This is a genomic window from Faecalibacillus intestinalis (assembly GCF_003024685.1).
Taxonomy (GTDB): domain Bacteria; phylum Bacillota_I; class Bacilli_A; order Erysipelotrichales; family Coprobacillaceae; genus Faecalibacillus; species Faecalibacillus intestinalis.
Window position 1 is genome coordinate 34,339 of the sequence record NZ_PYLQ01000011.1, and the last position, 23,316, is coordinate 57,654.

20 protein-coding genes are annotated in these 23,316 nt (G+C 27.7%); 15 read left to right on the forward strand and 5 right to left on the reverse strand.

The annotated features are described in order from the left end of the window. The first annotated feature begins 11 nt into the window (after window positions 1-11). From C7U54_RS08605 to C7U54_RS08615, 3 genes are all read left to right on the forward strand, one after another. Window positions 12-5,396: a Cna B-type domain-containing protein gene (locus tag C7U54_RS08605; RefSeq protein ID WP_107030006.1), complete on the forward strand. Its 5,385-nt coding sequence runs from the start codon at window positions 12-14 to the stop codon at window positions 5,394-5,396. Window positions 5,397-5,630: 234 nt separating this feature from the next. Next, window positions 5,631-5,807: a hypothetical protein gene (locus C7U54_RS14590; protein WP_155522450.1), complete on the forward strand. Its 177-nt coding sequence runs from the start codon at window positions 5,631-5,633 to the stop codon at window positions 5,805-5,807. A 171-nt stretch (window positions 5,808-5,978) separates the two neighbouring features. After that, complete coding sequence (locus tag C7U54_RS08615; protein ID WP_107030008.1) at window positions 5,979-6,860, forward strand: hypothetical protein; 882 nt, start codon at window positions 5,979-5,981, stop codon at window positions 6,858-6,860. 38 nt (window positions 6,861-6,898) lie between these two features. Here the strand turns inward: C7U54_RS08615 and C7U54_RS08620 are convergent, their stop codons facing one another. The 3 genes from C7U54_RS08620 to C7U54_RS08630 are packed head-to-tail and all read right to left on the reverse strand — an operon-like array spanning window position 6,899 to window position 10,548. Further along, window positions 6,899-7,810 (reverse strand): glycosyltransferase family 2 protein, encoded by a 912-nt coding sequence (locus C7U54_RS08620; protein ID WP_107030009.1) that lies wholly within the window; start codon window positions 7,808-7,810, stop codon window positions 6,899-6,901. Further along, entirely contained in the window at window positions 7,803-8,198 is a 396-nt protein-coding gene (locus C7U54_RS08625) for a GtrA family protein (RefSeq protein ID WP_107030010.1), read from the reverse strand. The genes C7U54_RS08620 and C7U54_RS08625 overlap by 8 nt, the downstream gene beginning before the upstream one ends. Further along, window positions 8,182-10,548 carry a YfhO family protein gene (locus tag C7U54_RS08630; RefSeq protein WP_107030011.1) on the reverse strand — a complete coding sequence of 789 codons (2,367 nt, stop codon included), beginning with the start codon at window positions 10,546-10,548 and terminating at the stop codon, window positions 8,182-8,184. Before C7U54_RS08630 ends, C7U54_RS08625 begins: the two co-directional genes overlap by 17 nt. Window positions 10,549-10,720: 172 nt before the next feature. Here C7U54_RS08630 and C7U54_RS08635 point away from each other — a divergent pair, with 172 nt between their 5' ends. The 4 genes from C7U54_RS08635 to C7U54_RS08650 all read left to right on the forward strand — a co-directional run bounded on the left by C7U54_RS08635 (window position 10,721) and on the right by C7U54_RS08650 (window position 13,396). After that, window positions 10,721-11,377 (forward strand): PIG-L family deacetylase, encoded by a 657-nt coding sequence (locus C7U54_RS08635; RefSeq protein WP_107030012.1) that lies wholly within the window; start codon window positions 10,721-10,723, stop codon window positions 11,375-11,377. Continuing rightward, the gene (locus C7U54_RS08640; RefSeq protein ID WP_022001330.1) at window positions 11,374-12,063 is read left to right on the forward strand and encodes a response regulator transcription factor; all 690 of its coding nucleotides are present in this window, start codon (window positions 11,374-11,376) and stop codon (window positions 12,061-12,063) included. Before C7U54_RS08635 ends, C7U54_RS08640 begins: the two co-directional genes overlap by 4 nt. Then, the gene (locus tag C7U54_RS08645) at window positions 12,056-12,286 is read left to right on the forward strand and encodes a hypothetical protein (RefSeq protein ID WP_107030013.1); all 231 of its coding nucleotides are present in this window, start codon (window positions 12,056-12,058) and stop codon (window positions 12,284-12,286) included. The genes C7U54_RS08640 and C7U54_RS08645 overlap by 8 nt, the downstream gene beginning before the upstream one ends. Window positions 12,287-12,379: 93 nt before the next feature. Beyond that, window positions 12,380-13,396, forward strand: coding sequence for a HAMP domain-containing sensor histidine kinase (locus C7U54_RS08650; protein ID WP_107030014.1), 1,017 nt, complete (start codon window positions 12,380-12,382; stop codon window positions 13,394-13,396). 47 nt (window positions 13,397-13,443) lie between these two features. Here C7U54_RS08650 and C7U54_RS08655 read toward each other — a convergent pair whose 3' ends face one another. Further along, on the reverse strand, window positions 13,444-15,120 hold the full coding sequence (locus C7U54_RS08655; protein ID WP_107030015.1) for a Na/Pi cotransporter family protein: 1,677 nt from the start codon (window positions 15,118-15,120) through the stop codon (window positions 13,444-13,446). Between the two features lie 96 nt (window positions 15,121-15,216). Then, window positions 15,217-16,239, reverse strand: coding sequence for a YeiH family protein (locus C7U54_RS08660; RefSeq protein ID WP_107030016.1), 1,023 nt, complete (start codon window positions 16,237-16,239; stop codon window positions 15,217-15,219). A 158-nt stretch (window positions 16,240-16,397) separates the two neighbouring features. On the opposite strand from C7U54_RS08660, the gene C7U54_RS08665 reads away from it, so the two are divergent. The 8 genes from C7U54_RS08665 (at window position 16,398) to C7U54_RS08700 (ending at window position 23,316) form a co-directional block, all read left to right on the forward strand. Then, window positions 16,398-17,396: a GtrA family protein gene (locus C7U54_RS08665; protein ID WP_162297505.1), complete on the forward strand. Its 999-nt coding sequence runs from the start codon at window positions 16,398-16,400 to the stop codon at window positions 17,394-17,396. A gap of 163 nt (window positions 17,397-17,559) precedes the next feature. Continuing rightward, complete coding sequence (gene acpP, locus C7U54_RS08670; RefSeq protein WP_022000698.1) at window positions 17,560-17,787, forward strand: acyl carrier protein; 228 nt, start codon at window positions 17,560-17,562, stop codon at window positions 17,785-17,787. A 103-nt stretch (window positions 17,788-17,890) separates the two neighbouring features. Next, complete coding sequence (locus tag C7U54_RS08675; protein WP_022000697.1) at window positions 17,891-18,316, forward strand: acetyl-CoA carboxylase biotin carboxyl carrier protein; 426 nt, start codon at window positions 17,891-17,893, stop codon at window positions 18,314-18,316. Further along, window positions 18,309-19,667 (forward strand): acetyl-CoA carboxylase biotin carboxylase subunit, encoded by a 1,359-nt coding sequence (locus C7U54_RS08680; protein ID WP_107030018.1) that lies wholly within the window; start codon window positions 18,309-18,311, stop codon window positions 19,665-19,667. Before C7U54_RS08675 ends, C7U54_RS08680 begins: the two co-directional genes overlap by 8 nt. Continuing rightward, window positions 19,667-20,533 carry an acetyl-CoA carboxylase, carboxyltransferase subunit beta gene (gene accD / locus C7U54_RS08685; RefSeq protein WP_107030047.1) on the forward strand — a complete coding sequence of 289 codons (867 nt, stop codon included), beginning with the start codon at window positions 19,667-19,669 and terminating at the stop codon, window positions 20,531-20,533. The genes C7U54_RS08680 and accD overlap by 1 nt, the downstream gene beginning before the upstream one ends. A gap of 2 nt (window positions 20,534-20,535) precedes the next feature. After that, window positions 20,536-21,456, forward strand: a complete 921-nt coding sequence (locus C7U54_RS08690) for an acetyl-CoA carboxylase carboxyltransferase subunit alpha (protein WP_022000694.1) — start codon at window positions 20,536-20,538, stop codon at window positions 21,454-21,456. Between the two features lie 11 nt (window positions 21,457-21,467). Beyond that, window positions 21,468-22,379, forward strand: a complete 912-nt coding sequence (locus tag C7U54_RS08695) for a beta-ketoacyl-ACP synthase III (protein ID WP_107030019.1) — start codon at window positions 21,468-21,470, stop codon at window positions 22,377-22,379. Between the two features lie 10 nt (window positions 22,380-22,389). After that, complete coding sequence (locus C7U54_RS08700; RefSeq protein ID WP_107030020.1) at window positions 22,390-23,316, forward strand: DUF561 domain-containing protein; 927 nt, start codon at window positions 22,390-22,392, stop codon at window positions 23,314-23,316.

Genomic DNA, 23,316 nt, shown 5'->3' on the forward strand with positions numbered 1-23,316 from the left:
AGGTGTAAAAGATGAAAAAAATATTTAAAAAGTTTAAAGGAATATTTTGTTTTACGATATGTTTATGTATTGCAGTCGCAACATTCCAAGTAGGTGTATTTGCCGAGGAATCAGGTGTCATTGTTAATTCAAAGTTATTACAAAATAATGATGGTACTGTTTATGGTAATGGAATACTAAGTGGTTTAGGAGATAATGGAACGCCTGAGTTAAATCAATTATGTTATAACAAAGAGACAGGAGAAAATAGAGGCTATGATAATTCTCAAGCAAATGATATCGTATGTTCTTTTGATACTGTTACATATAGGGTCAATACGACTCTTCAAAATTTAGGTAATGTTAATCATACAATTACTTATGAATTTATTATTCCAAATGATGATGAATTAGTTTTATCAACACAAACTGTAACATCGGATAAAATACCTGAACCAGTCATTGATGGTAATAATAAAATCTATACGATTTCAAAAGAATTAAATGTAAATGAGTATAATGGTGGAGCTATTGGTGTAGGATTTGGTTTACAAATTAAAAATAAACATCAAGATGATACAATTGAACCAACAATTAATGTTTATGTAGATAATGATAAAAATCATATGTCTACTGTTGATAATATGAAGCCAGTTATTGTTACAACTGCCCCAATGTACAATATCGTTTTAAAAAAGAAAACTGAAACAATAAAACTCGCTGAATATGATTTTGATAGTGATCATACAGGTTATTATGGTAATCCTTTATTAAATGGAAAAGATAAAGATATTAAAGGATATAAAATTAATTATGGTGTTGCTTTAGAAGTAAGAAAACCAGGTAATGGAATGAGAGGAGTTGAATTACCTGATCCAACAAAACCATTTAAATTTGATGTTGATTTAAGTGAATTTACTGTAAATGGTATAAATGCATCTAGTGATTTTACGCCTTTATTATATAGAGTGTGTGAAAATAAAAGAGATGGCGATGCAGTAACTGATATAGCATATTCAAATAAAAATGCTTCTGGTAATGCTAATGATCGTATTTATTGTAGTAATAGTGGAAATTACGTAGTTACACAAGAAGGTACGACTTTACATTTTGAAGTTACTGGATACGATACTGATTTTAATCATTTCCCAACTGGCTATGAAAATATGCCTATTGGTTATTCAAATGGGGATATTAATTCAATTTTAGAAGGTGTTTTCTCTACACAACAATTTCAAGTAGTATATCCTAATAACAATGAAACAACATCTTTATCATCATATAATCCTGATACAACAGGAAAAACTAATATAAGTGCAACAGCTAAAGTCATCAATATGCATGCATATTCTGAAGTTGATGGTAATGTAACTACAAAAGAAACTAAAATAGATGATAATAAACAAACATCAAATTGGGATAATACAAGTCCAGGTAGTAGAAATCAAAGTATTTTTTACAGTTCTACATCAAATAAAAAAACATGGACTGATGAATATACTCCTGGAAAGAAATTTACTAACGTAGATGGGGATATTGCTGCTGTTGGAGCAACTGATTTAGGATTTACAGTAGGCTATGATCAAACGAATATTATTTCTGAAGATGGTAATATTAATAATTATCCAGTAGCTATAGATCAACTTGTTTTATTTAATAGAAATGCTTTTGATGAAGTAAAGATGAAAAATTTTTCAAGAGAAGATACTGGCTACAAATGTAAAATATCATATGGTATTTCTAATGATGGAGAAGCTTTAACTAATGAATCTATGAGAACTAAAAATTTAAGTGATTTTAAATTTTATGATAGTCTTGAAGATATGAAGGATGATTTGAAGAATAATGGTCGTAAACAAACGTGTTGTGATGTTGTTTATGTGCAATATAGAGGTTGTCCAACAAAAAAAGGTAAACCTGATGTCAATTTACTTACGCAATTTACATCAAATTTAAAGAAAAATCCAAATATAGCAGATCAAGTATACATGGTTACCGCTGTTACTAACACATGGAGTATTAGTGATATGCAAGCATATGAACAAGATGTTCGAGAATATAGAGGAAAAACAAATGGTGAAAAATTAAATTCAGAAGATTGGAAACAATGGATTTGGCATAAAACTGAACAAGGGAAAAAACCAGATGAACTATTTAAAAATATAAATCCTTCAAATGCTACACTTGACTATAGAAATGAATATACTGTTCCAACTTATGAAAATGGAGTTTATTCAGATAAAGTAACTCCAAATAATAATATTACTTTTGCTGATGGTATTTATGTTGTCCCATATACAACAAGTATCACAAAACAAGTAGCTCAAAAGAGTAATGGAGAATCAAGAAAATTTTATAATGTTTCTTCTAATGAAAGATATGTAGATTATAAAATTGATAGTAAAATGAGTTTTTGGGATAATGTAACTATTCCAGAGGGTTCTACAACAACAGTTTATTTAGAAGATACTTTACCAGATGGTCTTACTTATATACCTAATAGTGCATATTGGGGTGGAAACTATAAATCACAATTTCCTAAAGAAGGTAAGGTAGAAGGTGGAAAAGCGATTGAACCTACAATAAGTACAAATGAAAATGGAAAAACTGTTTTAAAATGGAAAATTAAAAAAGTTAATTTAGTTAATGGAACTTTACCATCACTTTATTATTCATGTAAAATTGGTAATACAACAGATCTTAATCAAGATGTAAATAATAATGATGTTTTACAAAATACAATTAATATACAGACAGATGAAGATAAAAGACCGTTTACAACTTATAATAATAATGAAGTTACAACATCAATTATAGTTAATAAAAATAATGAATTTTATTTAGGTAAAACAGGTAAGTCTGTATTAGAACTAGAAGATAAAGGAGATTTTAATTTATTATTAAGTAATGTAAATTCTAATGCAAGAGATGATGTTTTTGCAGTTGATACAATGCCTCAAGATGGTTATGATGGAACAATCATGAAAGGAATTTATAAATTAACAGGGTTAACATTAGATAAAGCAGCTATTGGTGATGAAATAAATGATGTTGAAATTTGGTATACAAATAATGCTGAAAAATACGGAAGAAAAAAAGCAGATGGAATAAAAGCATCTGATGTTACAGAAGAAAATGGTTGGAAAAAGGCTGAAATAGTTGAAGAAAATGGAGAAGTAATAATTAAAGGTAAGGACTTGATTGGTGCATGGCCAACAGTTATTGCTTATAAAGATAAAAAATTAAAAGGAAATTGTTCTTTTAAATTAAAAATGGAATATGCTGCTATTGCTGCAGAAGGAGATCATTTACTTAATTCAATTTCTACATTACATCAAGATACTTTGCTTAGTGATGATGCATCTGTAGATGTTGTTAAACGTTCATTAGAAGGAACTGTTTGGATTGATAAAGATAAAGATGGTAAATTGGAAGATGGTGAAAAAAGAGTAGAAAATGTTAAGGTGATTATTCTTAAGAAAAATGGTGATTGCTATGAATCATTTGAAGCTTATGAAGAAGTTGTACAAGATGGAGATATTTATAAAACAATTACACATCCAACAACAATTACAACAGATAAAAACGGACATTACAAATTTGAAGGTTTACCTGAAGGTGAATATACAGTTGTTTTTGAATCATCTGATCAAACATCTTTAGAAAAATATGAAGCAACAATTGCTAATCAAGGTAGTGATAAAGAAAGTTCAAAAGTTACATCCGATAATATAGTTACAAAAAGTGAAACAGATCAAAGAATTGTAACAGGATCAATTCCTAATCTAACAATGCCTTCTAAAGAAGAAATGATTAATAACGGGCAATATGAATATAACTTACCAAATCAAAACTTAGGTTTAATTGAACCAATTATTCATATTAGTGGTGAAAAAATTTGGGATGATGTAGAAGACTACGATGGATTACGTCCAAATTCTATTGGAATACAAATAAAAAACGGTGATACAATTGTTAAAACAATTACTGTAACAAAAGATAATAATTGGAAATGGTCTGTTGATATGCCAAAATATGATAATCAAGGACAAGTAATTCAATATACAATAGATGAAGTAGATGTTGCTCATTATAATAAAACAATTAATTATGATGAAGATACAAAGAGTTATCAAATAACGAATAAACATAAGGTTGAAAAAATTACGATACCAGTTGAAAAAGTATGGAATGATAATAACAATAATGATGGTAAACGTACAAAACAAGTTATTGTTCATTTATATGCTGATGGTAAAGATACTGGAAAGACACTAACATTAAGTGATACTAATCATTGGAAAGATTCATTTGTTAATTTAGATCAATACAGCAATGGAAATAAAATTAATTATACTGTAAAAGAAGAAAAAGTGAATGGATATGAAATAGGATATACAGGTAGTCAAGATAAAGGCTATGTTATTACCAATACACATGATGTTGAAACAGTAGAAGTTAAAGGAACTAAAACATGGAATGATAATCATGATCAGGATGGAAAACGTCCTGAAAATATTACTGTTAGATTATATGCTGATGGTGTAGAAATTGCCTCAAAAGTAGTTGATAAAGATTCTAATTGGACATATGATTTTGGAAAACTTTCAAAATATAAAAAAGGAAAAGAAATCAATTATACAGTAGATGAAGATGAAGTAGCAGGTTATACTACAGAAATTAATAATTATGATATTACAAATACACATAAAATCTTAAAAACAAGTGTAAATGTAACAAAAGAATGGAATGATCAAGATAATCAAGATGGTAAACGTGCTAAACAAGTTATTGTTCATTTATACGCTAATGGTAAAGATACTGGAAAAACATTAACTTTAAGTGATGATAATCAATGGATTAGTTCATTTGATGATTTAAATCAATATAAAGATAGAAAAGAAATTGTTTATACAGTTCAAGAAGATGAAGTTAAAGGATATAAAGTAGGTATTACTGGAAATCAAAAGGATGGTTATATTATTACAAATAGTCATGATGTTGAAACTGTTCATCTTAAAGGAACTAAGACTTGGATTGATAATCATGATCAAGCACATCAAAGACCTGATACTATTAGAGTACGTCTATATGCTGATGGAAAAGAAATTGCATTTCTAGATGTTTCAAAATCACAAGATTGGACATATGACTTTGGAAATCTTTCAAAATATAAAGAAGGAAAAGAAATCAATTATACAACCAGTGAAGATTATGTTAAAGGATATAATACATCTATTGATGGTATGAATATTACTAATACTTATGTACCAGTTATAACAACAATTAAAAATGATGCAACTCAACATAAGTTATCTAAAATATTAACTGGAGATAATACAAATATTGTTTTATATTTAGGAATTTGCGTTTTAGCTATTATTGGATTGTATTTATTAAAGAAACAAAAGGCATAGCCTTAAAGTGAGGATTAAAAACCTCACTTTTCTTTTTATTAAGTATTATGTAACATTAAATGAAACCTGTGACAGCCTTTAGCTAATCTCTTTATTTAAGCTCTTAATGAGTGTATATTAATCATGTGGTGTGTTAGACATCAACATTTAGATATTTTTATATCTTCTTCCCAAACTATATTAAAGATACTAACTCTTTAATATAGTTTTCCACTATTTAGAAAGGATTTAATGATGAACGAAAAAATAGAATTGTTAGAAAAAATAAGAATTTCTACTGATAGAAATTATATTTCAGGTTTACGAAATAATATTGCTTTTACTTATACGCAAGTAAATAAGATTCTATTTTTTTCAATAGATGATTATTCTTTAGATGAATGGAATAATGCTATCAAGTATATTAATTAAAAGGACCTTTCATTTAACACAAAAAAAGAGGTAAAAAAAATAATTATATACTCATGTTTATTAAAGCAAGATTAAATGATTTATAGAGATTACGAACATTTCGTAATTTTTTTATTTTTTTAAAGAAAAAAGTAAAAAAAGAGACGATATATATAATAGGAGGTATATTTTATGGAAGGTATAATTGAAAAAAGTTCATCTAATCATAAACTAGTATTAGATAACTATTGTAAGTTGATTATTTGTCATGAAGAAATATTAAGTAGAATAGTTAAATGTTTTGTTGATGAAGCAAAACATTTAACTCTGAATGAAATTGAAAGATTGATCAAAGAAAAGAAATCTTTTCAACATTTAGATAAAGAAAACTTTATTCCCTATAGTGGTAAAACGAATTATGATTTCCTTTGTACGATTGATTTATCCCCAAGAATCTATCTAAATGTTGAAATACAAAACGATCCAAATCCAGGTTATTCTCTGATTACACGAGGTCTTACTTATATCTCAAGAATCATGACCACACAATGGAAAAATGAATATTATGACTATGATTATAATCATATAAAGAAAGTCTATTCAATTTGGATATTACCACAATCTGCCAAAAAGAATGATGGTCATATCAATGCATATAAGATAGATGAAATAAATATCAATGGAACAACAATAGAAAGAATAGAAACCTATGACAAAGGTGTACTTATTATGATATACTTGAACAAAGAACATGATACTAATGAAAAGTATATAATCTATGATAACATACTAACACCACTTGTTACTTTTTTAAATAATGTATTAAATTATCAAGAAAAAAGAAAGATTTTGAAAAAATATGGTTTTAAGGTAATAGATAAGGAGATAGAAAAGATGTGTAACTTAGGAGAAATGATTGAAAGAGAAGCAAAACAAAAAGAAAGAAGAGTAATGAACCTAGAACATTTACAAAATGTAATGCATGAGCTTCAATGTTCTATGCAAAGAGCAATGGATATTTTAAAATTAACAGATGATGAAAGAGAAGAAATTAGAAAATATTTTCAAGCTTAACATAAAAGGATAGCAGTTTAGCTATCCTTTTTAAAAGACTACACTTTTTTATTTGTGTTTTTAATAATATAAATAGGTCGTTGTTTAGATTCAAAATAACAAGAGGAACAATATTGGCCTAAAATAGCTACAAATACAAGTTGGATACCACTTAAAAATAAAACTAAACTTGTTAAGTAGGATAGATGATGAATAAAAATAGAATATAAAGATATAAAACATGCTATTAATATCAATATTCCGCCAATAACTCCAGCCATTGTAATGGGTGTAGAAGAAAAAGAAAAGATACCTTTAAATGCATAAGAAAATAAACTTTTAAAACTCCATTTTGTCTTACCTGCAGGACGTTCTACATTATGAAATTCTAACCATTTAGTATTAAAACCAACAAAAGAAAACATGCCTTTCATATAACGATTATATTCTTTTAATTCTAAAATCGCATCTACCATTTGTCTTGTCATCATTCTAAAATCACCTGCTCCATCATCCATATCCATTTTCGTAAGATATTGAATCACTTTATAAAAACTATGTGATAAAAAATTTCTTAATTTATTTTCACCAATACGATCAATTCTTTTACCAGCACAACAATCATAGTCTTCATATTTTAATGCTTGATACATAGATTCTAATAAATAAGGTGGATGTTGTAGATCTGCATCCATGATGACTACATAATCACCACTCGCATTTTCTAAACCAGCATACATAGCGGCTTCTTTTCCAAAATTACGTGAAAATGAATAATAGAAACAATGTTTATTTTTATGTGCTAATAGTTTGAGTATATCTTCACTATGATCTTGACTACCATCATTAATAAAAAGAATTTCATAATCAATATTTTGAATTTTCTCTAAAGTATGTACAACTTCTTTATAGAAAAGGGGTAAAACTTCTTCTTCGTTAAAACATGGAACAATGACACTTATTTTATCCATTATAAACACCTTCTTTTTTAAAAATTTTAAACTTACATAAAACATAATTTGATAAAATAGTTACAAAACTTACTAATAACTTAGAAAACATGGGTTGTATATGCATTAAAGTAATAAAAATATATAAACAACCATTTTCAACAATTAAAGTTAAAAATCTTAACAAAACAAAAGAACTCAATTCTTTTTTGATATCATTTTGACTTTCAAATACATATTTTTTATTAGCATAATAAGCAAATATAACAGCAAAAAACCAGGAGATACTATTAGCGACTAACCAATGACAATGGATCATCAATAAAACAAAATAAACAATATAATTAACAAGTGTAGTCATAATACCTACAAAAACATAACTAATAATCTCTTTAGTATTTTCTTTCATCTTTTATTTTCCTTTCAATTAAATAATGTATAAAAACAACCATAAATCCAAAATAAGATAAAATAAAACCTAATCTATAACTATAAGGAGTAAACTTAATTTGAATTTGATGTTTTCCTTTTTTGATTTTACATCCTAAAAAAGCTTCGTTAACAACTTCACTTTTAACTTCTTGATGATCAACTAAAATTTGATATCCACGATCATAAGGAATACGTGTAATAAAATAACCATCATTACTTACATTTATTGTTCCATTTAAAATATCTTTTCCTTTATTTATAGATAGAGGATCAACTTTTATATTTTTAAGAGCATTTTTATTTAAAGAATAAGTTTGAATATTCTTTAAGTCATAGTGTCCTTTAGATAATGAAATAGATAATTGTTGAGCTGTTAATAAATAAGTAAAATGTGTATTTTGATTATAATAAGGTGAAGTACTTTTTGATAATTTATTTTTTATACCATTAATAGTAATAGAAACACTTTGTAAAGGTAGATGATTAATAACATCTCCTTCAATTACAATGATTTCATTATTTGTTTTTCTATTTAGTTGATAATTAATATGTGTTTTTTTATTATTTTTAATTTGATATTCTTTTTTTAAACCCATATCTTCTTTAATAAATTGACTTTGATAATCATTATTTCCATCTTTTACAATTGCTTGATGATATAGTGTATCTAAAGTATAAGGGTATTTCAGTTTTTGAAATTGGTTTTGACTATAAAGTTGATTTGTCGCATAAGCGATAGGTTTAACATCTTGACTTTGATAAAGCTTTAAACCATTTATTTCATCAACTTTTTGATATCCTTCAATTTTCTTTTTAGAAACAACAGAATCAACAGACATCAGTTTTAAATAAAAGAGATGATTTTGATCTATTTGGGCAACACGATTATTAATTGAAATAGGCAATTTCAATGTATCATATAAGTATGAATTATATAATTTATGATTTGTTGATGTATAACCAGAAATACGTGTTATTTGATTTTGATATGTTTGATTCATATTTTGTTTGCTTTGATTTAAATTAACTAAAGTATTGATTTTATTTCTTTGAATGAGTGTTTCTACTTCTTCATTTGAATAGTTTTGATATTGTTTTGTTGATATAAAACTTGTTGTTGGATTATTAAAATAAACAACAAGTAAAGGAATCAATAAATAGATAAAAACTATTTGTTGATGGTGCTTATAAAAATAAAGAATGGTTAAGCTGACGATTAAATCAATACATACAAGATAAGGTTGAGTGATAAAAAATAATGGTAAAATAATTAAAATAAGCATAGAATAATTGATTCTAAAAGTGAAATCTTCTAAAACTAAACCTGCTTGTAAAATAATGAGAGGTATAAATACAATGAGTATTTTACTTCTAGCATATAAAAAACCATTCATTATAAAACTAATTAAAGGACAAAACATAGAAATTATAATAATTAATGATAGTAAACGCGTTTTCTTTTTATATAGACCATATACAATTAAAATCCAAATAAGATATGTAAATCCACAACCATAATTGTTATAAAGTAAACCTTTTAAAGAAAAGGTAGGCATTAATAAATCTAATAGATGTGTTGAACTTACACTTTTACTACCATCAACAATAACATATAAAGTAGGAATTGTATAAATAGCAGTTAGTAATACAATACCTACATAAGCTATTAATAAATGAAATAAAGGTTTCTTATATTCTTTATGATTGGCACATTGCATAACGAAATAAATAAAACAAACAATAAAACAAGCAATACAATAAAAATAACTATGTAAAACAATACAACTTCCCCAAATAATAATGCCTGTAAAATGATGATTAATAAAATAATGATCAATACTTCTTAACATCAAAAATAAAAAAGGCATATAATTCACAAACATGACTTGTTTGTGAAATTGAAAAAAGATAGAAGATAATAAAACAAATAAACTTAATAAAAAACATAAATCATTTCTTTTTAAATGTCTTTTTAGGAAAAAATAACAAGTTAAATTTGTTAGAATTAAAAGAAATACTTGATAACCAATAAAAAGATCAATCATCTTTACATTGATAAATAGTGCTCCTAATAAAACATCAAATCTTAAAGAACCATAATAAGAAAAATAATAAATATTAACTCCTGACATTAAATGAGAAAGATAAGTAGGAAAAATAGTTCCTTCTTCTCTTATCGCATGTCTTAATGCATCAGCAATTGTAATATGTTGATTAAACCAATCAACTTTATTTCCAAATAATAAGTTTTGACTTGTGATAATAAATAAAAATAACAAGGGAATCATTATTAAAAGGAATATATATAAATAATCTTTTCTTTTCATCTTTTTTTACCTCAAAAAGAATTGTATCAATGAATTCTTAATAATCGCCTTAATTAATTCTAAAGAATTCCTAAACAACTTTATAAATTGTGGTTATTCTTTTTAGAAAGTCTTAAGAATTCTTATGAATTGTTATTAAGAAAGAAGTGATAAGGTATAAGAGGTGATAGAAATGAAGAGAATATTAATTTGTATATTAGTTGTTTTAGGATGTTTTTTTATAGATCATGAATCTTGTAGACATCAAAATGAAATAGATCAAATCGATTTAAATGATTGTCAAAAGTTAATGATTGTTGCTCATCCTGATGATGAAACGATATGGGGTGGTGATCATTTATTAAAAGGACACTATTTAGTTGTTTGTTTAACAAATGGAAATAATCCAACGAGAAGAAAAGAATTTATGAAAATAATGAAAGAAACACATAATCAAGGTTTAATCTTTGATTATCCTGATAAGACAAATGGTAAAAGAGATTCATGGGTGCATGTAAAAGGAAGTATAGAAAAGGATGTTGCTTATTTGAGTCATAAAAAGAAGTGGAAATGTGTTGTAAGTCATAATCCTTTAGGAGAGTATGGACATATACATCACCGTTTAACTTCACAGATAGTCAGTATAAAGTGTTCTCAACAAAATTTATATTATTTTGGTAAGTATTATAAAAAAAATCATGTACCTGAAAATTTAAAGAAAATAAATCAATATGATGCTAAAATGAAATTAATCAATGATTATACATCACAAAAGAAAGTAATGAGACATTTAAATCATATGATGAAATATGAAAATTGGGTAAAGGCTAAGGATTGGAGAAGTTTATGAATGAAAAGATAATGGTAGTAGATGATCATGATGATATTAGAGAAGTGATACACGTTTTACTTACAAACGAAGGGTATCAAATTATAGAAGCTAAAAATGGAAAAGAGGCTTTGGAATTATTAGATGATTCTATTGATTTAATTATTTTAGATGTAATGATGCCAGAGATGAATGGGTATCAGGTTTGTTTATTAATGAGAGAAAAGACAAATGCTCCTATTTTATTTTTAACAGCTAAAGGGCAAGAAAGTGATAAGACATTAGGGTTTTCTAGTGGAGGAGATGATTATTTAACTAAGCCTTTTTCTTATAATGAATTAAATGTAAGGGTAAAAGCTTTACTTAGAAGATATCATGTATATCAAGGTAAAAAAGAGGAAGCAAAAGCAATTATTAGATTAAATGATTTAGAAATTGATCAAGAACATAAAGAAGTCTATTTAAATAAAAATAAGTTATCTTTAACAGATATAGAGTATGAGATATTAGATTATTTGATTTTAAATCGTAAACAAGTTATTTCAGCAAGTCAGTTGTTTGAAACTATTTGGCATGAAAACTATTATTATGGGGCTAATAATACAATTATGGTACATATACGTAATTTAAGAAAGAAGATTGAAGAAGATCCTCAAAATCCTCGAATTATAAAAACTGTCTGGGGAAAGGGGTATTATATTGATTAAAAAGAACTTGAATTTATCAATGAAAATTGTTTTACTACTTCTTTCTTCAGCTATGCTTGCTGTTTTGTGTTATGCAGCTTTTCGAGAAAATGTGACAGAATTTTATGATTATATTGATTCTATAGAAAAACCCTTTAATGAGGATAAATTTTTTAAAAGATTTGAACAAGAAGCACAAGAAATCAATCTTTATTCTAAAAATAAAGAAGATAAAAAAGCATAAAAAAAATTATTAAAAAAACATGATATTTATACCAATGTTTATATTTATGATGATGCAGAAGATAATTTTCTAGGAGGAGATTTTGGTAAAGTATTGGATGAACCTGTAGGAATTACACCGTTATATAGTTTACAAAATGATTTTGAACAGTATTCTTTTAATAGATTGATAAGTGGATCAGTGAAATTTAAAGATGGCGAGGGAATTGTATATGTTAGTTCTATGCATTTATTAAAGTATGTAAAATACTATTTTTATGTTGCTTTGTTTGTTAGTTTACTTATTTTCTTTTTACCAACTTTTATTTTTATTAAAAGAAAAGTTAAATATATTAATATTTTAAAACAAGAAGTATTAAATATGTCACAAGGGGGTTTGAGTCATGCTATGACGATTATGAGTCATGATGAGTTAGCTATTTTAGCTCAAGAGATGGATACTTTAAGAATAACATTAGCTTCTAATTATCAAAATGAAGCAAGGATAAAAGAAGCTCATCAAGAAATGATTACTTGTTTATCACATGATTTGCGAACACCTTTAACCGCTTTAAGAGGCTATTTAGATATTTTATGTTTACATTGTTATAAAGATGAAAAACAAATGGATCATTATTTAAATAGTTGTATTGAAAAGACTGAACAAATTAAAGATTTATCTAATAAGACATTTGAATATTCTTTGGTTTATAATGATGATTTAATTCCAAGTTTAGAAACAATAAGTAGTGAATCATTTATTCAATATATTGAAGAACATTTAGAGTATTTAGAATTAGAAGGGTTTAAGATTGAAAAAGAGATAACAATTTCATCAGTACAATTACAATTAGATTTATCAATGATGAAAAGAATGATGGATAATATATGTTCTAATATCCAAAAATATGCAAGAAAAGAGCAACCCATTTATTTACAAATAAGTATTGAAAAAGGAAATTTAAAAATAGTTTTTGAAAATGAAAAGAAAGAAACAAATCATGAAGTTGAAAGTAATAAGATTGGATTAAAAAGTGTTAAAAAGATTATAGAAATACATCAAGGACAATGCTTCATTCAAGATTTAATGGATTCATTTATTTTAATTATTACATTTCCATGTCATTTATAAAAAAAGATTTCAAATATTATGCATATAATATAAGAAATCTTTTTTCTTTATTCTTCTATTTCTGGTTTAATCATTTTCATTTGTTTCATGATTTTACGAATATGATATAAGCTTTCAGCAATGTTTAAACCATGATCACCAATTCTTTCAAAATCAGTTAAAATCTTAGTATAAATAATACTATTTTCAGTCGAACATTTCTTTTCTTTTAAACGAATTAATTGATTAACAGTGAATTGATGTTGAGTTTTATCAATATTATCTTCCATGATATCTACTTTATCGACAATATTTTTAAATTCATCATAATCTAAAATAATTAATTCATCTAAAATATTATTACATAAACTTTCCATAATACTTATTTCTTTTAAAGCATCAGCAGAAAAATGCGTATCATCTTCAGCTAATTTTTGTGCTCTTGAAGCAATATTAATAGCATGATCACCGATTCTTTCTAAATCAGAAGATAGTTTTAAAAATAATACAATTGTTTGAGAACCTTCTGTAGGAAACTCATTTGAAATAACTTCTGTAGTAAAATCAATAATTTGTTGATTTAAATAATTAATATATTCTTCATCCTTTAATAAACGTTCATATTTTTCTTGATCAAAATGATCTAATAACTCAAATGCACGTTTAACATTATGATTAGCTACATTTAACATATGTTGAGTTTCATTAAATAATTGAGTATTTGCAATAGCACTTGTTCCAATATGATAATCATTGTTAAAAATACTAAAATCTAAATATTTAAGTGACATATGTTGATGATCTTCTGGATCATCAGGTAAAATCATCTTAGCAAGATCAACTAATTTTGTTCCAATTGGAAGTAATAATAATGTTGTAGCAACATTAAATATTGTATGTACATTAGCTATTTGAGCAGCAACATTATTTGGTGTTATACTTTCAACCAAATGAGCAAAAGGAAATAACATACTAATACTTACAAATATAACAGTTCCAATAATATTAAAAGTTAAATGAATAATAGTTGTTCTTTTAGCATTTTTACTTGTCCCAATAGAAGCTAAAACAGAAGTAATACAAGTTCCAATATTTTGACCAAATAAAACATAAATAGATGATGATAAAGTCATAACGCCACTTTTAGCTAAAGCTTGTAAAATACCAACAGAAGCAGAAGAACTTTGAATAAGTGCAGTAAATAACGCTCCTACTAAAATACCAATAAATGGATTTTGAAATTTAGAAATTAATCCTACAAACTCTGGCATAGTACGAAGCGGAACCATAGCGTTAGACATAGTTTCCATTCCTATAAATAAAATACCTAAACCACCAATAACACTTCCAAAAGCATCTAATTTTTTACTTTTAAAGAAGACAATCATTGCTACACCAATAAAAGCAATTAAAGGTGCAATTGCTGTAATATCAATTGCAATCAATTGACCAGTAATGGTTGTTCCAATATTAGCTCCCATAATTACCCAAACAGCACTTGTTAAAGACATCAATCCAGAGTTAACAAAACCTACAACCATTACTGTAGTTGCTGATGAAGATTGAATAATAGCAGTTACTAAAGCACCAACTAAAACTCCTAAAATACGATTCGATGTTAATTTTTCAAGAATCGTTTTCATTTTATTTCCAGCAGCCAGCTCTAATCCATTAGACATCATATTCATTCCATAAAGGAAAAGCGCTAAACCACCTAACATAGAAAAAATATTTGTTAGTTTCATATATAATCCCTCACAATCCGTAAGTAGATTAACACTTTCTTAAGGTAATGTATATAGACTTAACATATTCTTAACAAAAAAAGCTCCTAAGAGCTTTTACCAAATTCCTAATATATGTTGCATAAATAAACTCATACAGGTAATACTGATCCAACAAATAAATCCTAATAATATAGGTTTTCCACCTTTTTTAATTAATTGAATAACATTTGTATTCAGTCCTATAGCCACCATTGCTAGAACAATAAAGAATTTACTTAATTCTTTAAATGGTGTAAAGAAATTAGCAGATACACCCATATGAATGGATATTGTTGTAATAAGTGAAGCTAAAATAAAATAAATAATAAAGAAAGGAAAAACTTTCTTTAAATTAACCTTTTGACCATCTTTATTCTTTCTTAACTTAAAAAAAGATAATACTAAAGTAATAGGAATAATAGCCAGTGTTCTTGTAAGTTTTACAGTAACAGCTTTATCTAAAGTAGCACTTTGTAGATGGTACATTGAATCCCATGTAGAAGCTGCAGCAGTAACTGAAGATGTATCATTAATGGCTGTTCCAGCAAAAATACCAAATGCTTCACCACTCTTTGTAGAAAAACCAAGAACTGTTCCAAGAGTAGGAAACAATAATGCAGCAATCATATTAAATAAAAAGATAACAGAAATACTTTGAGCTACTTCTTCATCGCTCGCTTCAATCACGGGTGCTGTTGCTGCAATGGCTGAACCACCACAAATCGAAGATCCTACACCAATAAGTGTGGATATCTTACTTGGTATCTTCATTGCTTTATGTAATACATAAGAAACAATAAGTGATGTAGAAATCGTTGCTAGAATGATTGGTAATGATTGTTTACCTGTTTGTAATACAACAGATAGGTTCATTCCAAATCCTAACAAGATAACCGCATATTGTAAAATCTTCTTTGAGGTAAAAGTAATTCCTGATTGTAAGTCATTTTTATCTTTAATAAATAAAGTAATGATCATTCCAAGAATAATTCCAAAGACAGGACCACCTACAATAGGAAACTTCTTTCCTAAAAACCAACAAGGAATGGCAATAATCAAACATAATAACATTCCTTTATAATTCTTTTTAAAATTCATAAACTCTCTCCCTTTTAAACAAAAGTAGTTTAGCATAAAAAATAGTAAATAACTAGAAACTCATAAATTAATTATTAAGAAAAATTAAGAATAATTTTTTCTCATAGGTTTGTACTTTAAAACACATTCATGTATCATAGATATGATGAGGGATGAATATGTTTAGTAAAATGGTTATTTTAATACCAGTTTATAATCCTAGGGAGAGGATTATAAACTATGTTAAAAAGTTAAAAGAAAAAAATTATGATGTTGTTGTAATTAATGATGGCTCTGATGAAAATTATCACGCTGTTTTTGAAAGGATGGTCTATGACTGTAAAATCATTAATTATCCACATTTTAAAGGAAAAGGCTATGCTTTAAAAAAGGGATATCAGTATGTAAAAGAACACTTAAAGGATAAAAAAGGAATTCTTATTTTAGAAAATGAATATGATTTAAATTTAATTGATCAAATGAGTCAATCAATTAATGAGGATGCATCTAAATTCTATTTTGTGCATCATCAAGGGAAAAAGATTCTATCTCAATTATTTTCACTTATTTATAATCAAAAATTTATCAATGTCGACAGTGAATTGTTTGGCTTTTCAACATCTTATTTAGATGAAATGCTAGAAGTTGATGAAAACTGTTATGAAGTACAAGCTTTAATAGATCAAGTACAAAATCAACATGATATAGAAGAAATCAAGGTCAAAAAATTATCACAAGAAGCTTTTCATCCAAAAAATAAAACTTCTCAAATTATTTATGTTATCTTCTTACATCTTATTCGCTTTGTATCTTCCTCTATTATTAGTTCTATAATAGATGTTTTATTAGCGTGGATTTTATTAGATGTTTTAAAAATATGGATGACAAGTGATTTTTGGCGTATTGCTATTGCTAGTCTTGTAGCCCGTGTTATTTCAACTATTGAAAATTACATTTACAATAAAAAGATTGTTTTTAAAGAAAGAACTGAAACTAAACAGACAGCTATTCGTTTTTTGATTCTAACAGTTATTATTACAATTTTATCTACTTTATTTGTTTATGTGGCATCGATTTTTAATATCATGTCAGAAAAACTTGCGAAACCAGTAGGGGATTTACTGTTATTTTTACTCAGTTATAGTGCACAAACAAAGTGGGTATTTCATAAAGAATAATAGGATAAATCAATGATTTATCCTCTTTAAAAAAAATATTTTAAATAAAAAAACACTGATGAAATCAAATAAAATTAAAAAAATAAATAAATTTGAACTTCAAAGTATTTACATTTTATGTTCTTCGTGTATAATACAAATCGTATTCAAGGAGGAAAGTAAAATGGATTTTGAAAAAGTAAAAGAGATCATTGTTGATTCATTAAGTTGTGATGAAAGTCAAGTTACAATGGAAGCAAATTTAAAAGATGATTTAGAAGCTGATTCTTTAGATGCTGTTGAATTAATTATGCAAATTGAAGAAGAATTTGAAGTAGAAATTCCAGATGAAGTTGCTTCTAACATGAAAACTGTTAAAGATATCGTAGATTATATTGAAGCAAACAAATAGTAAAGAGGTGTCGCTGAGGCGACTATATATTTTATAATAAGCTTTGAATTTCAAAGCTTATTATTTTACTATATGCTTTGAACTTCAAATAAAGGAGAATGCTATGAAATTAGATTTTATTAAACAAATTATGAGTGAGTTTGATCAATCAAATGTCACTAAAATGAAAGTAGAAATAGATGATTTAAAAATAGAATTAGAAAAAGAAAGTGAAAAAGTTGAATATGTAAAACCATTAGAAAAAGAAAATAAAATGGTTGCAGAAGTAAACACTAAAGAGCCTACAGGTACGCCTGTAAAATCACCAATTGTAGGTGTTTTCTATGGTGCAAGTTCACCTGAAAGTGATCCGTATGTTACTGTTGGAAAGACAGTTAAAAAAGGAGATATTGTTTGTATTATTGAAGCAATGAAGGTGATGAATGAAATTAAGGCACCATGTGATGGAACGGTTACATCAATTCTTGTAGAAAATGAAGCGCTTGTAGAATATGATCAAGCTTTAATGGTTATTGAAGAAAATGTTTAAAAAGATATTGATTGCTAATCGCGGTGAAATAGCCGTTAGAATTATTCGTTGTTGTAAAGAAATGGGAATTGAAGCCGTTGCTGTTTATTCTTCAGCAGATGCCACTTCTTTACATGTTCAATTAGCAGATGAAGCTTACTGTATTGGACCTGCTAAAAGTAGTGAGAGTTATTTAAATATGGAAAATATTTTATCAGTAGCTACTTTATCAGGGTGTGATGCAATTCATCCTGGATTTGGTTATTTATCTGAAAATTCGACGTTTGCCAGACTTGTTGAAAAATGTGGTATGACTTTTATTGGTCCAAGTGGTGATGTGATTGATCAAATGGGGAATAAAAGCGTTGCTCGACAAATGATGATCGAAGCAGGAGTTCCAGTTGTTCCTGGAAGTGATGGCAGTATTGAATCTGTCAGTCAAGGAAAAGAAATTGCTAGAAAGATTGGTTATCCGGTTTTAATTAAAGCTTCTGCCGGTGGTGGTGGAAGAGGTATGAGAAAATGTTTTAAGGAAGAAGATTTTGAAAATGCTTATTTAACAGCTAAAGCAGAGGCAAAGGCTTGTTTTGGTGATGATGATATGTATATGGAAAAATTGATTTTAAATCCTAAACATATTGAATTTCAAATTTTAGCTGATCATTTTGGTAATGTTATTCATTTAGGAGAAAGAGATTGTTCAATTCAAAGAAGAAACCAAAAGATGATGGAAGAATCTCCAAGTAAAGCTTTAAGTCAAGAGCTTCGAGAAAAGATGGGAAATGATTCTATCAAAGCAGCTAAAAAAGTAGGATATGTTAATGCAGGAACGATTGAATTTGTTTTAGCACCGGATGGAAAATATTATTTTATTGAGATGAATACGCGTATTCAAGTTGAACATCCAGTAACAGAGATGGTAACGGGGGTTGATTTGGTTCGTGAACAAATTAGAATAGCTGCACATTTAAAATTGAATTATAAACAAAGTGATATTGAATTAAAGGGACATGCCCTTGAATGTCGAATCAATGCTGAAAATCCTCAAGAAGGTTTTAGACCTTCACCAGGGATTGTTAGTAGTTTACATATTCCAGGAGGTTTTGGGGTACGTATTGATACAACTTTATATCAAGGTTATCAAGTGTCTTCTCATTATGATTCAATGATTGCTAAGGTAATCGTTCATGGAAGAAATCGTATTGAAGCAATTCGTAAAATGCGTAGGGTCTTAAGTGAATTAGTGATTGATGGTATTGATACGAATCAAGAATTACAGTATTTGATTTTACATGAAAGTGATTATGTCAAAGGAAATTTTGATACAAGTTTTATTGAAAAACATTTAGATGAGTTGGTGAATGAAAGATGATGGAACAGTTATTTAAGGAAAGAAAAGAAAAACTTCATTTATTTAAGTCATTAAGAAAAAAAAGAGAAAATGAAAGAAAAGAAGTTCCTGAAGGACTTTATACAAAATGTCCAAAGTGTAAAGAATTGATTCTTACAAGTAAACTTAAAAAAAATATGTCAGTTTGTCCTCATTGTGGAAATCATTTAAAGATCACTGCTTATGAAAGATTAGAAATGATTTATGATCAAGGAAAATATAAAGAACTCTATAAAAGTACACAAAGAGTAAATCCTTTAGAATTTCCCGGATACGATGAAAAATTAGAATTTCTACAACAAAAAACAGGTTTAAATGAAGCTGTTGTTGTAGCAAGTGGAAAAATAAATGGGACAAAGGTGATTACTTGTGTGATGGATTCACGTTTTTTAATGGGTAGTATGTCTTCTATTGTAGGTGATAAAATCACGAAAGCTATTGAACATGCAACCAAAAGAAAGTATCCACTCATTATTTTTACAGCTTCAGGAGGCGCTAGAATGCAAGAAGGAATTTATTCTTTAATGCAAATGACAAAAACCTCCTCAGCTCTTGCTAGACATCATCAAGCAGGTTTACTTTATATTTCCTATATTACCCATCCAACAACAGGAGGAGTAACAGCTTCATTTGCAAGCTTAGGAGATATTATTATTGGTGAACCTCAAGCATTGATTGGATTTGCAGGAAGACGTGTCATTGAAAGTACGCTTAAACAAAAATTACCGGAAAACTTTCAAACAACGGAATTTATGGAAGAACAAGGATTTGTTGATTTAATTGTGAAACGTCAAGAAATGCGTTCAACACTTATTAGAATTTTAAAAATGCATGGTAAGGGGGCATAAAGATGTCTTTAAGTCAAGTAGAAAAAGAAATTGAAAAGTTACAAAAAGAACTTCTTGATTGCAATCAAGAAAGAAAAAAAGAAATCGAAAGTCAAATCAAAAAACAAGAAGAATATTATCAACATCTTTCACCTTATGATCATGTTTATCTTGCTAGAAAAAGTACACGACCAAATATTAAAGATTATATCAATCATCTCTTTGATGATTTTATTGAATTACATGGAGATCGTTTAGCAAAAGATGATGGTTCAATTGTTGGAGGCATTGGGTTATTTAATCAACAACCTGTAACAATTATTGGTCATTTAAAAGGAAAAACTTTAGAAGATAATTTAAAATGTAATTTTGGAATGTCTTCACCAGAAGGCTATCGAAAGGCAATGCGCTTAATGAAACAGGCAGAAAAATTTAAACGTCCTATTATTGCTTTTGTCGATACTCCAGGAGCTTATCCAGGAATGGAAGCAGAAATGCATGGAATTGGAGAAGCAATTGCTCGAAATCTTTTAGAAATGTCTCTTTTAAAAGTTCCTATTATTACTATTGTTATTGGTGAGGGAGGTTCTGGAGGAGCTTTGGCTTTAAGTGTGAGTGATCGCTTAGTCATGTTAGAAAATAGTGTTTATTCGATTTTATCTCCTGAAGGATTTGCTTCTATTTTATGGAAAGATCAAGAAGGAAAGCGCGTTGCAGAGGCTGCAAGCTTAATGAAATTAACAGCTAAGGATCTTTATGAGCGTCATATTATTGATCATATCATAGATGAAGATTTAAAAGGGGCTACTGTTGAAAGTTATGAAGTTTATCGACAAATAAAAGAATATTTAAATACAAATCTTAAAGAATTACAAAAGTTATCAACATCTCAATTGATTAATAAACGTTATGAAAAATATAGAAAGATAGGACAAGTATTTTAAAGGAGAAAAAGATGAATGGAATTGAAATTGTTTCTACAGGTTATGCCAAAATTGAAAAGACTTTAGATAATCAACAACTTGAACAAATGGTAGAAACATCTAATGAATGGATTGTTTCACGAACTGGTATTTTAAAAAGACATCTTTCAGATAAATCAAGTGCTTTTCTAGCTATTGAAGCTGCTAAAAAAGCAACTCAAAATCAAGATTTAAGTCAACTTGCTTTAATTATTGTAGCTACGATGACACCAGAAAATAATACGCCAAGTAATGCCTGTCTTGTACAAAAAGCTTTAGGTTTAAATCATCAATCAATGATGTGTTTTGATATTAATGTTGCTTGTAGTGGTTATGTTTATGCTTTAAAAGTTGCTCAAAGCTTGTTAGAAGAAAATCAATATGGACTTGTTATTGGAAGTGAACAATTAAGCTCTATTGTAGATTATCAAGATCGTAATACGTGTATTTTATTTGGAGATGGTGCAGCCGCTACGTTGATTAAAAAAAGTCAAAAGCTTTTTTTTAGTTATTTAGATAGTGATGGAAATGAAGAAGTACTATTTTCTAAAAGAAATGATTATTTAAAAATGAAAGGTCAAGATGTTTTTAAATTTGCTATTAAAGCAATTCCTTTAAGTATTGATCATGTCTTAAACCAAGCAAAGATGACATTAAATGATATTGATTATGTAATTTGTCATCAAGCAAATGAAAGAATTATTAAACATGTTTATAAAAAATATCAATGTTCAAGTGAAAAGTTTTATATGAACTTACAAGAATATGGAAACACCTCAGCAGCAAGTATTCCGTTAGCTTTAGCGAAGATGAATGAACAAGGGTTACTTCAAAAAGGAATGAAAATCATTCTCGTTGGCTTTGGTGGAGGACTTACTTGGGGTGCAATTTTAATGGAATGGTAAGGAGAACAAAATGAAATTAAATGAGTTATTAAATATTAAATATCCTATTATTCAAGGAGGAATGGCCAATATTGCTACCGGTGCCTTTGCTGCGAGTGTTTCTAATGCAGGAGGTTTGGGTTTGATTGGAGCTGGAGGAATGAATGCTAAAATGTTAAAAGCAGAAATTCAAGCATGTAAAAAATTAACAAATCAACCTTTTGGTGTCAATATTATGTTACTCAATCCAGATGCCAAAGAAATGGCACAAATCGTTATTGATGAACATGTCCCAGTTGTGACAACTGGTGCTGGAAATCCAGGTGTATATATAAAAATGTGGAAAGAAGCAGGAATTAAAATTTTACCTGTTGTTCCTAGTGTGGCTCTTGCTAAAAGATTAGAACGTGCAGGCGTGGATGGTTTAATTGTTGAGGGTTGTGAAGCAGGGGGACATATTGGTGAGGCAACGACTATGGCGCTTGTTCCTCAAGTTGTAAGTAATGTTTCTATTCCTGTTATTGCTGCAGGAGGAATTGCCAGTGGCAAGCAAATGTTAGCGGCTTATGCTTTAGGTGCTTGTGGTGTACAAATTGGAACAGTTTTACTCGCAAGTAAAGAATGTCCAATTCATGAAAATTATAAACAAGCGATTTTAAAAGCGAAAGATACTTCGACAACTGTTACAGGAAGAATTAATGGAACACCAGTAAGAATCTTAAAAAATAAAATGGCAAAAGCTTATATTCAAAAAGAAAAAGCTGGAGCAGATATGATGGAACTTGAAAAATATACTTTAGGTTCATTAAAAAAAGCTGTTTTTGAGGGAAATGTTGATGAAGGTTCTTTGATGGCAGGACAAGTTGCAGGAATGATTCATGAAATTAAACCCGTTAAACAAATTTTAGAAGAAATGATGAGTGAGTTACAAGAAACTTATTCAAATTTGGAGATTTAA

Bases quoted from the DNA above. Each gene is read 5' to 3' on its own strand.
- C7U54_RS08665 (WP_162297505.1), top strand. From the start codon at position 16,398: ATGTTTAGTAAAATGGTTATTTTAATACCAGTTTATAATCCTAGGGAG.
- C7U54_RS08640 (WP_022001330.1), top strand. From the start codon at position 11,374: ATGAATGAAAAGATAATGGTAGTAGATGATCATGATGATATTAGAGAA.
- C7U54_RS08620 (WP_107030009.1), bottom strand. From the start codon at position 7,810: ATGGATAAAATAAGTGTCATTGTTCCATGTTTTAACGAAGAAGAAGTT.
- C7U54_RS08695 (WP_107030019.1), top strand. From the start codon at position 21,468: ATGAATGGAATTGAAATTGTTTCTACAGGTTATGCCAAAATTGAAAAG.
- C7U54_RS14590 (WP_155522450.1), top strand. From the start codon at position 5,631: ATGAACGAAAAAATAGAATTGTTAGAAAAAATAAGAATTTCTACTGAT.
- accD (WP_107030047.1), top strand. From the start codon at position 19,667: ATGGAACAGTTATTTAAGGAAAGAAAAGAAAAACTTCATTTATTTAAG.
- C7U54_RS08660 (WP_107030016.1), bottom strand. From the start codon at position 16,239: ATGAATTTTAAAAAGAATTATAAAGGAATGTTATTATGTTTGATTATT.
- acpP (WP_022000698.1), top strand. From the start codon at position 17,560: ATGGATTTTGAAAAAGTAAAAGAGATCATTGTTGATTCATTAAGTTGT.
- C7U54_RS08700 (WP_107030020.1), top strand. From the start codon at position 22,390: ATGAAATTAAATGAGTTATTAAATATTAAATATCCTATTATTCAAGGA.
- C7U54_RS08630 (WP_107030011.1), bottom strand. From the start codon at position 10,548: ATGAAAAGAAAAGATTATTTATATATATTCCTTTTAATAATGATTCCC.
- C7U54_RS08615 (WP_107030008.1), top strand. From the start codon at position 5,979: ATGGAAGGTATAATTGAAAAAAGTTCATCTAATCATAAACTAGTATTA.
- C7U54_RS08655 (WP_107030015.1), bottom strand. From the start codon at position 15,120: ATGAAACTAACAAATATTTTTTCTATGTTAGGTGGTTTAGCGCTTTTC.
- C7U54_RS08605 (WP_107030006.1), top strand. From the start codon at position 12: ATGAAAAAAATATTTAAAAAGTTTAAAGGAATATTTTGTTTTACGATA.
- C7U54_RS08625 (WP_107030010.1), bottom strand. From the start codon at position 8,198: ATGAAAGAAAATACTAAAGAGATTATTAGTTATGTTTTTGTAGGTATT.
- C7U54_RS08675 (WP_022000697.1), top strand. From the start codon at position 17,891: ATGAAATTAGATTTTATTAAACAAATTATGAGTGAGTTTGATCAATCA.
- C7U54_RS08680 (WP_107030018.1), top strand. From the start codon at position 18,309: ATGTTTAAAAAGATATTGATTGCTAATCGCGGTGAAATAGCCGTTAGA.
- C7U54_RS08635 (WP_107030012.1), top strand. From the start codon at position 10,721: ATGAAGAGAATATTAATTTGTATATTAGTTGTTTTAGGATGTTTTTTT.
- C7U54_RS08690 (WP_022000694.1), top strand. From the start codon at position 20,536: ATGTCTTTAAGTCAAGTAGAAAAAGAAATTGAAAAGTTACAAAAAGAA.